1 protein-coding gene and 3 pseudogenes are annotated in these 16,327 nt (G+C 48.8%); all 4 read left to right on the forward strand.

The window, feature by feature from the left end; genetic code table 11:
• Nucleotides 1-466: 466 nt before the first annotated feature.
• Nucleotides 467-6,040, forward strand: a pseudogene (locus ACWXW9_RS10735) (SDR family NAD(P)-dependent oxidoreductase); the annotation flags it as partial.
• A 204-nt stretch (nucleotides 6,041-6,244) separates the two neighbouring features.
• Nucleotides 6,245-7,801: pseudogene (locus ACWXW9_RS10740) on the forward strand (type I polyketide synthase); the annotation flags it as partial.
• A gap of 324 nt (nucleotides 7,802-8,125) precedes the next feature.
• A pseudogene (locus ACWXW9_RS10745) lies at nucleotides 8,126-10,435 on the forward strand (SDR family oxidoreductase); the annotation flags it as partial.
• 125 nt (nucleotides 10,436-10,560) lie between these two features.
• Nucleotides 10,561-16,323, forward strand: a complete 5,763-nt coding sequence (locus ACWXW9_RS10750; RefSeq protein WP_494929385.1) for an SDR family NAD(P)-dependent oxidoreductase — start codon at nucleotides 10,561-10,563, stop codon at nucleotides 16,321-16,323.
• Nucleotides 16,324-16,327: the final 4 nt, after the last annotated feature.

The raw sequence follows: 16,327 nt of genomic DNA on the forward strand, positions 1-16,327 counted from the left end.
TGAGCCGACATGGAAAGAACAGCCCATCACAGAGCAAATACTGCTGCCGGGATATTTTCGGCATGTTGTTGTGCTTTGTGAACTGGATCAAGCTTGGTGTGAATCTATAGATGCTCAGTTCAACGGAACAACTTGTATTTCTCTGCAGTGCGAACACACTTCCATGGAACAGCGATTTCAGGCTTATACCATTCAGGTGTTTGAAATCATCAAGCAGTTCATTCAAGATCAAGCCTATCAGGATATCCTTGTTCAAATTGTAGTTAGTCATCAAGGTGAAAGCAGGCTCTTCGCGGGGCTTGCCGGGATATTGAAAACGGCACAGCTTGAATATCCAAAACTGGTTGGGCAACTGATTGAAGTGGGGGCGGATGAAGAAGTGAGCCGCTTAATCCAAAAACTTTCAGAAAATAAGAACGCTCCGTCAGATAGCCGTATTCGTTATGTAAATGGGAAAAGGAAGGTTATGCACTGGGAGTTCATACTGGAAGACGAAGGTGCCCAAGATCAGTCGAAACAGATTACGCCATGGCGAGACGGTGGTCTGTATTTAGTGACAGGTGGTGCCGGAGGGTTAGGAATGATTTTTGCTAGGGAGATCGCGGAGCATACTCAATCCTCAACTATCATTCTGATGGGTCGTTCCCCTCTGGATGAATATATAGAGAACAGGATCCGTGAGCTTCAGAAGACGGGGGCACATGTTATTTATAAAAGCCAGGATCTGAGCAACAAAGAAGGAATAGTTAAATTCATTAATGCCATTCAAAGAGAGTTTGGTCCTGTGAACGGCATTATTCATAGTGCCGGGATCATTCAAGATCATTACATTATTAATAAAAATTCGGAAGAGTTCAGAACTGTCCTTGCACCCAAAGTGTCCGGATTACTGTATTTGGACGAGGCCACGAAAGACATGCATTTGGACTTTGTTATATTGTTTTCATCGGTGGCTGGTGCACTCGGTAACCCCGGTCAGGCCGATTATGCTACAGCGAATGCATTTTTGGACGCCTACGCAGGTTACCGGAATGAACTGCGGGCTCTTGGGTTCCGGCATGGTCGGACGCTTTCTATAAACTGGCCGCTGTGGAAAGAAGGTGGTATGCAGATTGATGAACCTGTTGCAAAAATATTGGAACAACGTACAGGTATGTGCCCCATTTCAACTGAAACAGGCATTCGGGCCTTCTATAAAGCATTTAATCTTGGTCAGGAGCAATTAATGTTGGTTGAAGGAGATATGTTGAAGATAGGTAATTATGTAAAAAGACACAGCAATGAGTCATCTACGGTTTCGGTTATGAAACAGACAGTGGAAGTGGATCATGAACGTTTAATGGAAAAAATGGTGTCTAAGCTCAAGACGTTGCTTGCAGAGGAAATAAAATGGGATGAAGAACGTATTGATATTTTTGAACCATTAGAAAGCTATGGGATTGATTCTATCCTCATCTTGCAACTAAATCAGAAGCTGGAACGCATCTTTGGGGAATGCTCAAAAACCATTTTTTATGAATGCAGGACGTTACAAGAATTAACTTTTTATTTCGTATCTAATTTTCAGGACGCTTGTATATTGTGGACCGGACTGACTTCCGAATATAGAGCTCCAGAGGATTCTGTGGGGACAGCAAGCGATGTCCGTCAGAGAGAACAGGTTCTGGTGCCGCGCCATGCAACGAAGCGAGGATCCCGGCTCCAATTTCTGTCAGAAACTAAAAAAGAGACGGATCCAATTGCCATTATCGGTATAAGTGGTCACTATCCACAAGCAGATCATTTACAGGAATTCTGGTCCAATTTGGAAAGTGGGAAAGATTGCATAACGGAGATGGATGGAGAACGGTGGGCGATGGATTCCTTTTATCAGCCGGATCGGGAAGAAGCTATCCTTCAAAATAAAAGCTACAGTAAATGGGGTGGTTTTGTTCGGGGATTTGCTGACTTTGATCCGTTGTTCTTCAATATTTCTCCCCGGGAGGCCATGAGCATGGATCCTCAGGAGCGCTTGTTTATACAAGCTTGCTGGGAAGCGCTGGAGGATGCAGCTTATACACGTGAGCAACTGAAGGTACATCACCAAGGAAGAGTGGGTGTTTTTGCAGGGATCACCAAAACGGGATTTAATCTGTATGGACCCGATATATGGCGACAGGGAGAGACACTGTTCCCCCATACATCATTCAGTTCAGTAGCGAACCGGGTGTCTTATTTGTTGAATTTGAATGGGCCTAGTATGCCGATTGATACAATGTGTTCATCATCTTTGACAGCTATACATGAAGCTTGTGAGCACCTTCGCCATGGTCAATGTGAAGTAGCCATTGCAGGAGCCGTTAATCTGTACCTTCATCCTTCCAGCTATGTACAGCTATGCGGGCAGCATATGTTATCGATGGATGGAAAGTGTAGAAGCTTCGGCCAGGATGCCAACGGATTTGTGCCTGGAGAAGGAGTGGGCGTATTTATATTGAAACCGTTGTCCAGGGCGATAGCAGATAAAGATCATATTTATGGCTGTATCCGTGGAACAAGTATTAATCACGATGGTAAAACGAATGGGTACACGGTTCCTAATCCATCTGCGCAAGCTGAGCTTATTCGGACCGCTATGGATAGAGCTGGTATAGACGCCCGGGCCATCAGTTATATCGAAGCTCATGGAACTGGCACTATTCTGGGAGATCCTATTGAAATTACTGGACTTACCCAGGCGTTTAGGACATATACGAAGCAATCAGAATTTTGTGCAATCGGCTCCGTTAAAAGTAATATTGGTCATTTGGAAGCGGCTGCTGGTATGGCAGGCATGACTAAAATACTTTTACAAATGAAACATCGAAAAATTGCTCCCACTTTGCATGCGGAACAATTGAATCCTAATATTCCTTTTTCCGAAACTCCCTTCGTGGTTCAAAGGCAATTATCGGATTGGAATCGGCCCGTAGTGGAGATGGATGGGCAGCGAAAGGAATATCCCAGAATCGCTGGTATTTCATCTTTTGGAGCGGGTGGGGCCAATGCACATGTTATTTTGGAGGAATATACAGTTTCTGTTGAGTCCACAGGTTCTTTTAATGTGAACTCAGGTGAAAAAGCCATCATTGTATTATCCGCTAAAAATGAAAACAGACTGGTCGCAAGGGTCAATCAGTTGCTGGCTTTCATAGAGGAGGAGCAGATTCAAGATGACCAATTAGGGGACTTGGCCTATACACTTCAGATAGGAAGAGAGGCTATGGAGGAGCGTTTGGGTTTGATGGTCGGTTCTGTAGGGGAGCTGCAAGAAAAACTCAGAGCATTTTCCGGGAACAAGGAAGATTCTAAGGATATTTATAAGGGGAGAAGCAAGCGCAATAAGGAATCCATGATGTTGCTGTTAGCCGATGAGGATATGCAGAAAGCTGTAACGGCATGGATTCAGAAGAAAAAGTACACGAAACTCCTGGATCTTTGGGTAAAAGGAGTGGATATCGATTGGATTCGAATATACGGAGCGAACACCCCTAAGAGAATGAGTCTCCCGGTATATCCGTTTGCCAAGGAACGCTACTGGATATCCGAATGGTCCCGAACGACTGTGAAGGACATATCATATTCTCCAGCAGCAGGATCGGTCTATATTCATCCGTTGCTTCACCGGAATACATCAGACTTAACTGAGCAAAGATTTAGTTCCACATTCACGGGCGAGGAATTCTTTTTGACCGATCATCAGATCAGGGGGCGTAAAATTCTTCCGGGTGTGGCGCATTTGGAAATGGCAAGGAAAGCAGCAGAGTTGGCGACATGTATGTCTTCAGCAGATCAACTCACCGTCAAATTAAAAAATGTAGTGTGGGCCAGTCCGGTGATGGTGGATACGCTTCCTGTTGAAGTACATATCGGATTATACATGGAGGATGGGGGGGAGATTGGTTATGAAATCTACAAGAAGTCTGAGGATGGATCGGGGAATTCTGTAAACAGTCAGGGCCGAATTGAAATATGCAAGAACATGACCATACAACCACTGGATATCCTGAGTCTGCAAACAGCCTGTAATCAAACTAGGATGACCGCCTCCGCTTGTTATGAAGCTTTTGAAAAAATGGGCTACTCTTACGGTGAAGGACACCGAGGAATTGAAGTTCTGTATGCAGGAACTGATCAGGTTCTGGTGAAGCTGCGTATGCCGTCGGTGACGAGTGATTCTGGGCAAGCTTATGTTCTGCATCCAGGTGTGGTAGATTCGGCATTGCAGGCGTCCATCGGATTGCTTAATCAGCGGCAGACCGAGAATAGTCCTCTTTTGCCATTTGCCCTGCAAGAAATTCATATCTTACGGCCCTGCACTTCTACAATGTGGGCAAACATTCGTTACAGTGAAGGATACGATGCAGTGAGCTCATTGTTAAGGCTTGATGTGGATATCTGTGATGAAGCGGGAGATATCTGTATCCGGATGAAGGGACTTACTTCAAGAATTTTAACGGAAGAAGCGACGGATAAGTTAAATACTTCTACATTAATATTGGCACCCGTATGGAAAGAGCAGACCATTGAACAAGCTGAGTCCGCTACGGAATATGCAAAACATGTAGTTATGCTTTGTGAACCTGATGAAAGATGGATAGGGTCAATAAGAGAAGGACTTCACGGAGCAGCATGTATTCCTCTACTTTCCAAGGCGGTACATGCGGTAGAGAGGTATCAGGATTATGCTTTACAGGCATTGGGGGAAGTACAAAGGATTATTCGAGATGGAGCAAATGGACAGGTAATCGTGCAGATTGTAGCTTTCAATCTGTCAGAACGCTACGTGTTCACAGGTCTGTTAGGTTTGCTCAAAACCGCCCAAATTGAAAACAGCAAAATCATAGGACAAATGTTGGAGATCAATGGAGTAGAAACGCCAGACCAACTTATCCGGATGATTACTGAAAACGCTCAATGCTCGCCGGGTCAGCATGTTCGCTATCATGCGGATAAACGGTGGGTCTCAGAGTGGGAGGAAATCGGTGTAAAGCCAGAAGCAGCCATGCCTTGGAAGGATAACGGTATATATCTGATTACTGGTGGGGCTGGAGGATTGGGACTTATTTTTTGCGAAGAAATGGTCCGAAACTCTCATTGTCCCACTGTGATTCTCACTGGCAGATCTTCGCTGAATGAACTTATGAAGTCCAAACTAACCGATCTTGAAGTTTCCGGGGCCAGGGTGTTATACAAAAAAACGGATATTACCGACCGTGAGGCAGTCCGTGTTTTGATGGAAAGTATACAAGATGAGTTTGGGGCTCTAAATGGGATTATCCACAGCGCAGGTGTGATCCACGATAGCTTCATCCTGAACAAGCAGACGGAAGAAGTAAGGAAGGTGATGGCCCCCAAGGTTGCTGGCACATTGTATTTGGATGAAGAAAGCCGGGAGTTTGACCTGGACTTCTTTGTCCTTTTCTCATCTGCTGCAGGCATTCTGGGAAATACTGGACAGGCTGATTATGCGATGGCCAACTTGTTTATGGACAGCTACGCTGAGTATCGGTCCACACTGGAAAATACTCGTCAGCGTAAAGGACACACATTGGTGATGGATTGGCCTTTATGGCAAGACGGAGGTATGCGTATGGATACGGATACCGAGAAGACCATGCTACAAAATACTGGCATGCAGCCAATTAGTATTCAAACCGGATTGAATATTTTTTATCAAGGTATGTCTTCAGGAAAAAAACGAATTATGGGCATTCATGGTCAGGCTTCGAAAATGAGGGCTAAACTGTTTACCTTAAAAAAAGCGAAGGCCAAGCCGATTCAGCGACTTACGCCTGCTGCTGATAGTACGGAACAACTGCTGCATAAGATACTGATGATTTTGGCGGAAGCGGTATCCAGCGTTTTGAATGTGAAAGCCCAGGATATTGATGATGACGCTGAATGGGGAGAGTATGGATTTGACTCTATTACATTAACTCAACTGGCTAATCGTCTCAACCAGGCTTATGAATTGGATATAACGCCAGCTCTCTTTTTTGAATATTCAGGCATTAGGGAATTTGCAATGTATTTGTTGCTGGAAAACCGAGATTCGTTTAAATGGCAGGCATCAGTGCAGCCGGAGCATGAAGAGGAATTGACAGAACCAGAGGAAATGAAAAATAGCGTGGAAGATTGGAAACGGGAAGAAACAGCGAGCTTCCGATCCAGACGTATACATTCCAGATTGGTTACTCATCCCTTGCAAGAGCACGCTGTTCTGGAACCAGTGGCCATCATAGGAATAAGCGGGATTTTCCCTATGGCAGAAAATGTGGATGAACTATGGAAAAATCTGATCCAAGGCAAAGACTGTATTACAAAAATTCCTCCTGAACGACGGGAGTGGGGCACGTATGATCCGGATTCGAATACGGAGGTGCCGTGGGGTGGTTTTATAAATGGAGTGGACGAATTTGATGCTCTGTTCTTTGGGATCACTCCCCGGGAAGCTGAACTTATGGATCCGCAGCAGCGTTTGTTAATGACCTACGTGTGGAAGGTTTTGGAGGATGCTGGGTATTCGGCTGGAGCGATATCGGGAACCGGTATGGGATTGTTTGTGGGAACCGGAAGAACTGGCTACAGTGAATTGCTTACAAAGTCCGGTACAGTCGTCGAAGGATACTCATCCACAGGAAAGGTGCCCTCCGTGGGACCTAACAGAATGAGTTATTTTCTTAATATTCATGGACCTAGTGAACCCATTGAAACTGCTTGTTCCAGTTCTTTGGTTGCAGTTCACAGAGCAGTTCAGGCGATCAGAAATGGGGAATGCGAAACAGCTGTGGCAGGCGGAGTTAATACGCTGCTCGGTCCGGAAGATTATAAGAGCTTTCATAAGGCAGGAATGCTCAGCAAGGATGGAAGATGTAAGACTTTTTCAGATCAAGCGAATGGTTACGTTAGAAGTGAAGGCGTCGGCATGGTGCTCCTCAAAAACCTGAAGGATGCTGAACTGGACGGTGACCATATCTACGTAGTCATACGAGGAACGGGAGAAAATCATGGAGGCCGGGCTAACTCTTTGACTGCGCCTAATCCAAAATCACAGGCGGAATTACTGAAATCTGTATATCAAAGAGCTGGGATCAGGGCTGATACAGTCGGTTATATCGAAACTCACGGCAGTGGTACTCCGTTAGGAGATCCTATTGAAGTCAATGCTCTGAAACTAGCCTTCCAAGAATTAAAGGATCAAGGTCATAACGCTAGTAAAAAATCCGGTTATTGCGGATTGGGGACTGTGAAAACCAATATCGGACATTTGGAATTGGCGGCGGGCATCGTAGGTTTAATTAAAGTCGTACTGCAGATGAAGCATCAAATGCTTGTGAAGAACCTGCATCTGGAAACTGTGAATCCGTATATCGAACTGAAGGACAGCCCCTTCTATATCGTCCAGGAGACCCGTAAGTGGGAGCCGCTGCTGGATGATGAAGGTAAGGAGTTGCCAAGAAGAGCAGGAATAAGTTCCTTTGGTTTTGGAGGAGCAAATGCACATGTACTGGTGGAGGAATACGTTCCGCAGGAGAAAAGCATGGAACATCCCACCTCTGCACCGCGCACACCCGTGATGGTGGTTCTGTCAGGCAAGGATGAGCAGCGGCTGCAAGAGCAAGTGCTCCAATTGCTTGCAGCGATGGAAAAGGGAGACTACGGTGATGACAGACTGGAGTCCATCGCGTACACCCTTCAGGTCGGGCGGGAAGCGATGGAAGAGCGGCTGGGACTGATCGTGGAATCCATCTCGGATTTAGCAGTACAGTTGAGGGAATATGCAGAGCATCCGAAAGCTGGCAGATGGTTTCGTGGAAATGTTAAACGCTTCAAGGAAACGATATCTGCCCTGGAGACGGATGAGGATATGCAGGAGACGATCCGCCAGTGGATTTATAAAGGCAAATATGCCAAGCTGCTGGATTTATGGGTTAAGGGCTTGAGCATGAACTGGCAGGCGCTGTATGGAGAGAACTTGCCGCGCCGTATCAGTTTACCCACCTATCCATTTGCGCGGAACCGGTATTGGGTTCCACAGCCGGAAGGCATGGAAGCGGCTGAACCGGGCCGGGATAACACGTATCCTCGTTTGCATCCGTTGTTGCACCGAAATACGTCGGTGCTGTCGGAGCAGCGGTACTGTTCCACCTTCACTGGGGAGGAATTTTTCCTGACGGATCACAGAGTACAAGGACATAAGATGCTACCGGGGGTAGCTTATCTGGAAATGGCACGAACAGCAGTGGAGCAGGCACTGGAGGTGAAACCGGGGGATCGGTGTATCCTTCAACTGCAGCAAGTGACGTGGATGAAACCGATCACGGTCGAAGAGCATTCGGCAGAGGTAAGTCTCCGGCTGATCCCAGGAGAAGAAGGTGACATCGGTTATGAAATATACAAGGGGCCTACGGGAGCAACGGAAGATGTGGTATACAGCCAAGGAATCGCCCGTGTGATAGCACACGTGGAAAGGGATAGCCTGCGGGAGGATATAGCGAAGCAGATGGCGGAGCACCAGGCCGCGGGCGCCCAAAAGGTGCCGATTACCGCCTGTTACGAAGCGTTTGCGGCGATGGGGATTGAATACGGAGCAGGCCACCGATCGCTAGAAAGCGTGCAGACCGGAGCGGGTCAGGTATGGGCGAGCGTGTCTTTACCTTCTAGTTTGTCGGCAACAGCCAACGATTATGTGCTTCATCCCAGCTTAATGGATGGGGCATTGCAAGCGGCCATCGGGCTGAAAATGGCAGTTCCGCAAGAGCGAACAGAGGATGCTCCGGCCCTGCCATTCAGCCTGCGGGAGCTGACCGTGTATGGACCCTGCACAAGCCGAATGTGGGTACACATTCGTGAAGAAGGGGAGCGAGCGCAGAAAGAGCGCGTGCAGAAGCTGAATCTGGACGTCTACGACGAAACGGGTAGGTTGTGTGTCCGTTTGCAGGGATTTACCTCGCGTTTGCAGGGAGGGGATTTGCGGGGTTCACATTCTTTAGCGGAGGTAGACAGGGTGAAGCCGGAAGCAGCATCTGCGGAAACTGTGATAGTAGCCCCTGTCTGGGAGCCGTATATGATCACCAAAGAAGTGAGTCCTGCTTTGTCTTCTGAGAGCGGTGTGGTTCTGATTGGAGGAACCCGGGAGCGACGGGAAGCCGTGATGGCATACTACCCGCAGGCGCAGGTTGTACCTATTCAGGCAGGAGAGCTGATGGAGGATATTCGGGGGAAACTGGAAGCTTGCGGAAGCATCCGCCATGTGATCTGGATCGGCCCGGAAGCGGGCATTCCGGCCATGGATGAGGAGCGGATTATTGAGGGACAAGAAAGCGGGGTAATCCAGTTATTCCGACTCGTAAAAAGCATGTTGCAACTGGGGTACGGGCACCGGACGCTGGAGTGGACGGTTATCACGGTGCAGGCTCAACCAGTGAACAAGTACGACGAGATTGATCCTACCCATGCCAGTGTACATGGTTTTATCGGTTCGATGGCGAAGGAATACAGCAACTGGGCGGTACGGTTAACGGATTTGGAAGCGGGAGTGGACTGGCCCTGGTCTGCGCTGCTGGCCCTGCCACCCAACGGGGAGGGAGACGCACTTGTGTACCGGGAAGGAGAATGGTACCAACAGGAGCTGGTTCCTGTCACGATGGAGGCAGGACGTCCGACGCGCTACCGCCATGGAGGCGTGTATGTGGTTATTGGCGGAGCAGGCGGATTGGGGGCGACCTGGAGTGAATATATGATCCGCACCTATCAAGCGCAGATCGTATGGATCGGGCGGAGGGGAGAGGACGAAGCCATTCGAGCCAAGCGGGAACAGTTAGCGGGGATTGGACCTGAGCCGATGTATATCGCAGGGGATGCGTCGGATGAGGTCGCCTTAGGAGAAGCGTACCGATTAGTACGTCAGGCATATGGAGATATCCATGGTGTGGTGCACTCGGCAATCGTGCTGTCAGATCGGAGTTTGGGACAGATGGAGGAGGGGGAATTCCGTCAATCGTTGCAGGCGAAGGTAGATGTGAGCGTGCACCTGGCGAGAGCATTTCAAGGAGAAGCGATGGATTTTGTATTGTTCTTCTCTTCCTTTAACGCATTCACCAAGGCAGCGGGGCAAAGCAACTATGTGTCAGGGTGTACCTTTAAGGATGCATTCGCGCACCAACTGTCAGTGGAGTGGCCCTGCGAGGTGAAGGTAGTGAACTGGGGGTATTGGGGTCAGGTCGGAGTGGTATCGGGAGAGCGATACCGCAAACAAATGGAGCGGCTAGGAATCCAATCTATACGGACGGAAGAGGGAATGCGAATACTGGAAGAGCTGATGTCGGGACAGTTAAACCAACTGGGAGTCATGCGAACGACAGATCCGCAGGGAATCAAGGAAGTGAACTGGGGCGAGTTTATTACTTTGTAGTATTGTATTGCGCGTACTGATATTTTAGCTCCTTTGGATAATTTTATGTAAATGATGAGCGGTATATTTGTGAAGTCCGTCATGCCCCACTGGCTCAGCGGAAATAAGCAGATGGAGAGATGGTCATGAAAATAACGGAACGTCTGGATTCATTTAACGAGTCGATGAACTTGATGAACACATTTCTTCTGAGATGGTTAGGCAGTCAGCTAAAACAATTAGGAGTGTACACAGACGGTAATCTGGAAACCAACGAAATATGTGCGAAGGAGAGAATCAGTGGTCTGTACACCAAGTGGCTGAACGAAAGTCTGGCTACACTGGAAAGAAACGAAGAGTACAGCTTTATTCCACTGAATGAGATTGTAAAAGAGTGGGACAAAAAAAAGAAGGAATGGATTTTGCACAATCCGGATTTGCAATCCAGAATTCATCTAGTAGAGCCGATGATGTTTCATTTGTCTGATATCCTGGTCGGGGCTTGTCCTGCTACCGATATTATGTTTCCGAATGGATCTATGAAGCTGGTGGAGAATGTTTACCAGAACAATCCTGTTGCCGACTATTTTAACGATATTTTGTCTGATCAAGTTGTTGCATATGTTACGGGGTGTATCGAACAAAACTTGTCTGCACGTATTCGTATATTGGAAATCGGGGCGGGGACAGGGGGGACCAGCGAGGCGGTGTTAAGCAGACTGGAACCTTATCAAGAATATATTCAGGAATATTGCTATACGGACATATCCAGAGCCTTCCTAATCCATGCGCAGGAGAAGTACAACTCACGAAAAATACCGATGACATACAAGCTGCTGAATATTGAAGAGCCTGTTGCAGCACAGAACATTGATGAAGGCGGTTTTGATTTGGTGATCGCCACCAATGTGCTGCACGCCACTCATAATATAAGACGGACATTGCGGAATGTAAAAGCATGCATGTCTCGGAATGGATTGCTTCTTTTAAATGAGATTACAGCTAATACCCTGTTTACGCATTTGACCTTTGGCCTGTTGGAAGGGTGGTGGATGTATGAGGATACGGCAGTACGCATTCCGGGTTGTCCTGGGCTGTATCCTGAAATGTGGGAAAAAGTGCTACATCATGAGGGGTTTCATTCGCTAGCTTTTCCTGCAGCAGGGGAGCATCGATGGGGACAACAAATTATACGGGCAGAAAGTGATGGCATTATTCGTCAAAAGAAGCGAGTGGATACATCGCTTGAGGTCAAGCAACGCGAAGAGACAGAGAACCCCGGACGGCGATTTTATCAGGAAGGGGTGGATACATCGTTGCCCCAAATTAAGGTTGACCAGTTGCGTCAAAAAAGTGAACAGTTCTTCAAAACAATAATCAGCAGGGTATTTAAAATTCCCCCTCAGCAGCTGGACAGTCATAAACCTTTGGCCGACTATGGTTTGGATTCTATTCTGGTGGTTCAGTTGACAAGTGAATTCAAAAAAATAATGAAGAATGTAAACAGCACTTTGTTTTTTGAGTACTCAACGATCCATGAATTGGCGGATCATTTTATCTGTACAAGAAAAGAAGATTTAATAGCACTTGTAGGGTTTGCAGAGGAAACGAAGGGGGAGCGGGCTATACAGAATTCTGCAACTCCAAGTTCCCTTAATGTACGAAAACGGGCAAACCCGTTTGAGAATCAACGTTTTTTACTTGGTGATTCTGATTATAAGCCGGATGACAATCCCAATCCCAATCGCAGCCGTGAAGTGGCTGTAATTGGTCTGTCTGGGCGTTACGCTCAGGCTAAAAATATTAATGATTTTTGGAGCAATATCCAAAAAGGGAAAAATTGTATTCAGAAGATTCCACAGAACCGATGGAATTGGGCGGATTATTTCAAGGGCGCGAAAGGCACGAAAGGATCAATTTATACGAAATGGGGTGGATTTATTGAAGATGCTGATAAATTCGACCCTTTATTTTTTCGTATTTCGCCTCGTGAAGCAGAATTAATGGACCCGCAGGAGCGTGTTTTTTTGGAAACCGTTTATGCCACAATCGAAGATGCGGGGTATACTCCTGCTTCACTTAGCGATCATCAAAGAGTCGGAGTGTTCGTGGGGATTATGAATGCACATTATCCGACAGGAACTTCCTACTGGTCTGTCGCAAATCGAATCTCGTATACTCTAAATTTTCGTGGACCAAGTTTAGCTGTGGATACGGCCTGCTCATCTTCGCTGACGGCCATTCATTTGGCAATAGAAAGTTTGCAAAGCGAAACGAGTGATTGTGCCATTGCAGGGGGAGTCAATTTGATTGTGAATCCCGCACATTACCTGAAGTTAACCGACATGTCCATGCTGAGCAAAGGCAACCAATGCAAGTCATTTGGTGATGAGGCAGATGGTTTTGTTGATGGTGAAGGCGTGGGTGCCGTCATTCTGAAACCTCTCCACAAAGCGGTAGCCGACGGTGATCATATTTATGGAATTATCCGAGGAAGCATGTTGAACGCCGGAGGGAAAACTAACGGCTACACGGTGCCTAATCCTAGTGCACAGTCGCAGGTTGTTTCCGATGCGTTGGAGCGCGCGGGAATTCATCCGAGGGCCGTCAGTTATGTGGAGGCGCATGGTACGGGTACAGCACTGGGTGATCCTATTGAAATAGAAGGCTTGAAGCAAGCCTATGAAAAATATACCTTTGACAAGCAATTTTGTTCTCTTGGCTCTGTCAAGTCCAACATCGGACATTGCGAAAGTGCGGCAGGTATTGCCGCTTTAACCAAAGTGTTAATGCAGATGAAGTATGGTCAATTGGCTCCAACGCTGCATTCAAAGATGCAAAACCGGGAGATTCCATTTCAGGACACTCCCTTCATACTTCAGCAGGAATTGGCAGAATGGAAACGACCTCATGTTGAAATAAATGGCATGGTAAAGGAATACCCACGTATCGCAGGCATTTCATCTTTTGGAGCCGGAGGAGCCAATGCACATGTACTGGTGGAGGAATACATTCCGCAGGAGAACAGTATGACACACCTCACCTCTGCACCGCGACCGCCCGTAATGGTTGTTCTGTCAGGCAAGGATGAGCAGCGGTTGCAGGAGCAAGTGCTCCAATTGCTTGCAGTGATGGAAAAGGGAGACTACAGTGACGACAGACTGGAGTCCATCGCCTACACCCTTCAGGTCGGGCGGGAAGCGATGGAAGAGCGGCTGGGACTGATTGCAGAATCGATATCGGATGTGGAAGCGCAGTTGAGGGAGTATGCCGAGCATCCGGATGCTGGCAAGTGGTTCCGTGGAAACGTCAAACGCTACAAGGAAACGATATCCGCTCTGGAGGCGGACGAGGATATGCAAGAGACGATTCGCCAGTGGACCCTCAAGGGGAAATATGCCAAGCTACTGGATTTATGGGTTAAGGGTCTGAGTATGAACTGGCAGGCGCTGTACCGGGAAAACAAACCGCGCCGTATCAGTTTGCCGACGTATCCATTTGCGCGGGACCGGTATTGGGTTCCACAGCCAGAAGGCACGGAAACGGCTGGTCCGGGCCTGGATAACACGTATTCCCGTTTGCATCCGTTGCTGCACCGGAATACCTCGGTGTTGTCGGAGCAGCGGTACCGTTCCACCTTCACCGGCGAGGAGTTTTTCCTGACCGATCATAGGGTGCAGGGACATAAGATGCTGCCCGGGGTAGCCTCTCTGGAAATGGCACGGGCAGCAGTGGAACAGGCGCTGGAGGTGAAACCGGGGGACCGATTCACCCTTCAGCTGCAGCAAGTGACGTGGATGAAGCCGATCACGGTCGAAGGGCAGCCGATAGAGGTAGGGATCCGGCTGATCCCGGGAGAAGAAGGTGACATCGGTTATGAAATATACGGGGGGTCTGCGGAGGCCTCAGCAGATGTGGTGTACAGTCAAGGAATGGCCCGTGTAATCGCAAACGGGGAAAGCGTGCGGGAGGATATAGTGAAGCAGACTGCGGCGCACCGGGCTGCGGGTGCGCAAGAGGTAGCCATTTCCGTCTGTTACGAGGCATTTTCAGCGATGGGGATTGAATATGGAGCAGGCCACCGATCGCTGAAAAGCGTACAGGCCGGAGCGGGTCAGGTATGGGCGAGCCTGACTCTACCATCTGGACTGTCGGGAACAGCCCACGACTATGTGCTTCATCCCAGCCTGATGGATGGGGCATTGCAAGCGGTCATCGGGCTGGAAATGGCAGTGCCGCAAGAGCGCAAAGCGGGTGCTGTGGCCCTGCCATTTAGCCTGCGGGAGCTGACCGTGTACGGTCCCTGCACAAACCGAATGTGGGTACACATTCGCGAAGAAGGAGAGGACGTGCAGGAAGAGCGCGTGCAGAAGCTGAATATGGACATCTACGACGAAACGGGTAGAATGTGCGTCCGTTTGCAGGGATTCACCTCGCGTTTGCAGGGAGGGGATTCACGGGGTTCACATTCTTCAGCGCAGGTAGACAGGGTGCAGCCGGAAGCGGAAGTGGCAGCTGCAGAGACTGTGATAGTAGCTCCCGTCTGGGAGCCGTATATGATCACCGAAGAAGTGACCTCTCCTTTGTCTGCTGAGAGCGGCATGGTTCTGATTGGAGGAACCCGGGAGCAACGGGAAGCCATGATGGAATACTACCCGCAGGGACAGGTCATGTCGGTCCAAGCCGGAGAGTCCGTGGAGGAGATCCGGCGGAAACTGGAAGCTTGCGGAAACATCAGCCACCTGATCTGGATCGGCCCGGAAGAGGGAATCCCTGGTGTGGACGAGGAGCGGATCATTGAGGGACAAGGAGCAGGAGTGATCCAGCTGTTCCGACTGGTGAAAAGCATGCTGCACCTGGGGTACGGTCATCGAACGCTGGAGTGGACGGTTATCACGGTGCAGGCCCAGCCTGTGAACAAGTACGACGAGATCGATCCGACCCATGCCAGTGTACATGGTTTTATTGGCTCGATGGCGAAGGAATACAGTAACTGGGCCGTGCGGTTAACGGATCTGGAAGCGGGAGTGGACTGGCCGTGGTCTGCGCTGCTGTCCCTGCCACCAAATGCGGAGGGAGACGCACTTGTGTACCGGGAAGGAGAATGGTACCGACAGGAGCTGGTCCCCGTCACGATGGAGGCAGGCCGTCCAACGCGCTACCGCCATGGAGGCGTGTATGTGGTCATTGGCGGAGCTGGTGGATTGGGAGCCACCTGGAGTGAATATATGATCCGCACCTATCAGGCGCAGATCGTTTGGATCGGACGGCGGGCCGAGGACGAAGTCATCCGGGCAAAACGGAAGCGGCTGGCGGAGAATGGACCCAAGCCAGTCTATATCGCGGCGGATGCGTCAGATGAACCCTCCTTGGTGGAAGCGTGCCGGGCTGTACGAGAGGAGTATGGGAATATCCATGGTGTGGTACACTCGGCGATCGTGCTGTCAGACCGGAGTTTGGGACAGATGGAGGAGGAAGAATTCCGTAAATCGTTGCAGGCGAAGGTAGATGTGAGTGTACGTCTGGCCAGAGCCTTTGATGGAGAGGCACTGGATTTTGTGTTGTTCTTTTCTTCCTTTAACGCATTCACCAAGGCAGCGGGACAAAGCAACTATGTGTCAGGCTGTACCTTTAAGGATGCATTCGCGCACCAACTGTCAGTGGAGTGGCCATGCGAGGTGAAGGTGGTGAACTGGGGGTATTGGGGTCAGGTAGGCATCGTATCGGGAGAGCGATATCGTAAGCAGATGGAGCGGATGGGAATCCAATCCATTCGGACGGAAGAGGGAATGCGAATATTGGAAGAGCTGATGTCGGGACAGCTAAACCAACTAGGAGTCATGCGAACGACAGATCCGCTGGGGATTAGAGAAATGAATTGGGAGAAGCAAATTGTATGCACTCATTAACAAG

It is taken from the genome of Paenibacillus sp. LT-B23 (assembly GCF_059417685.1).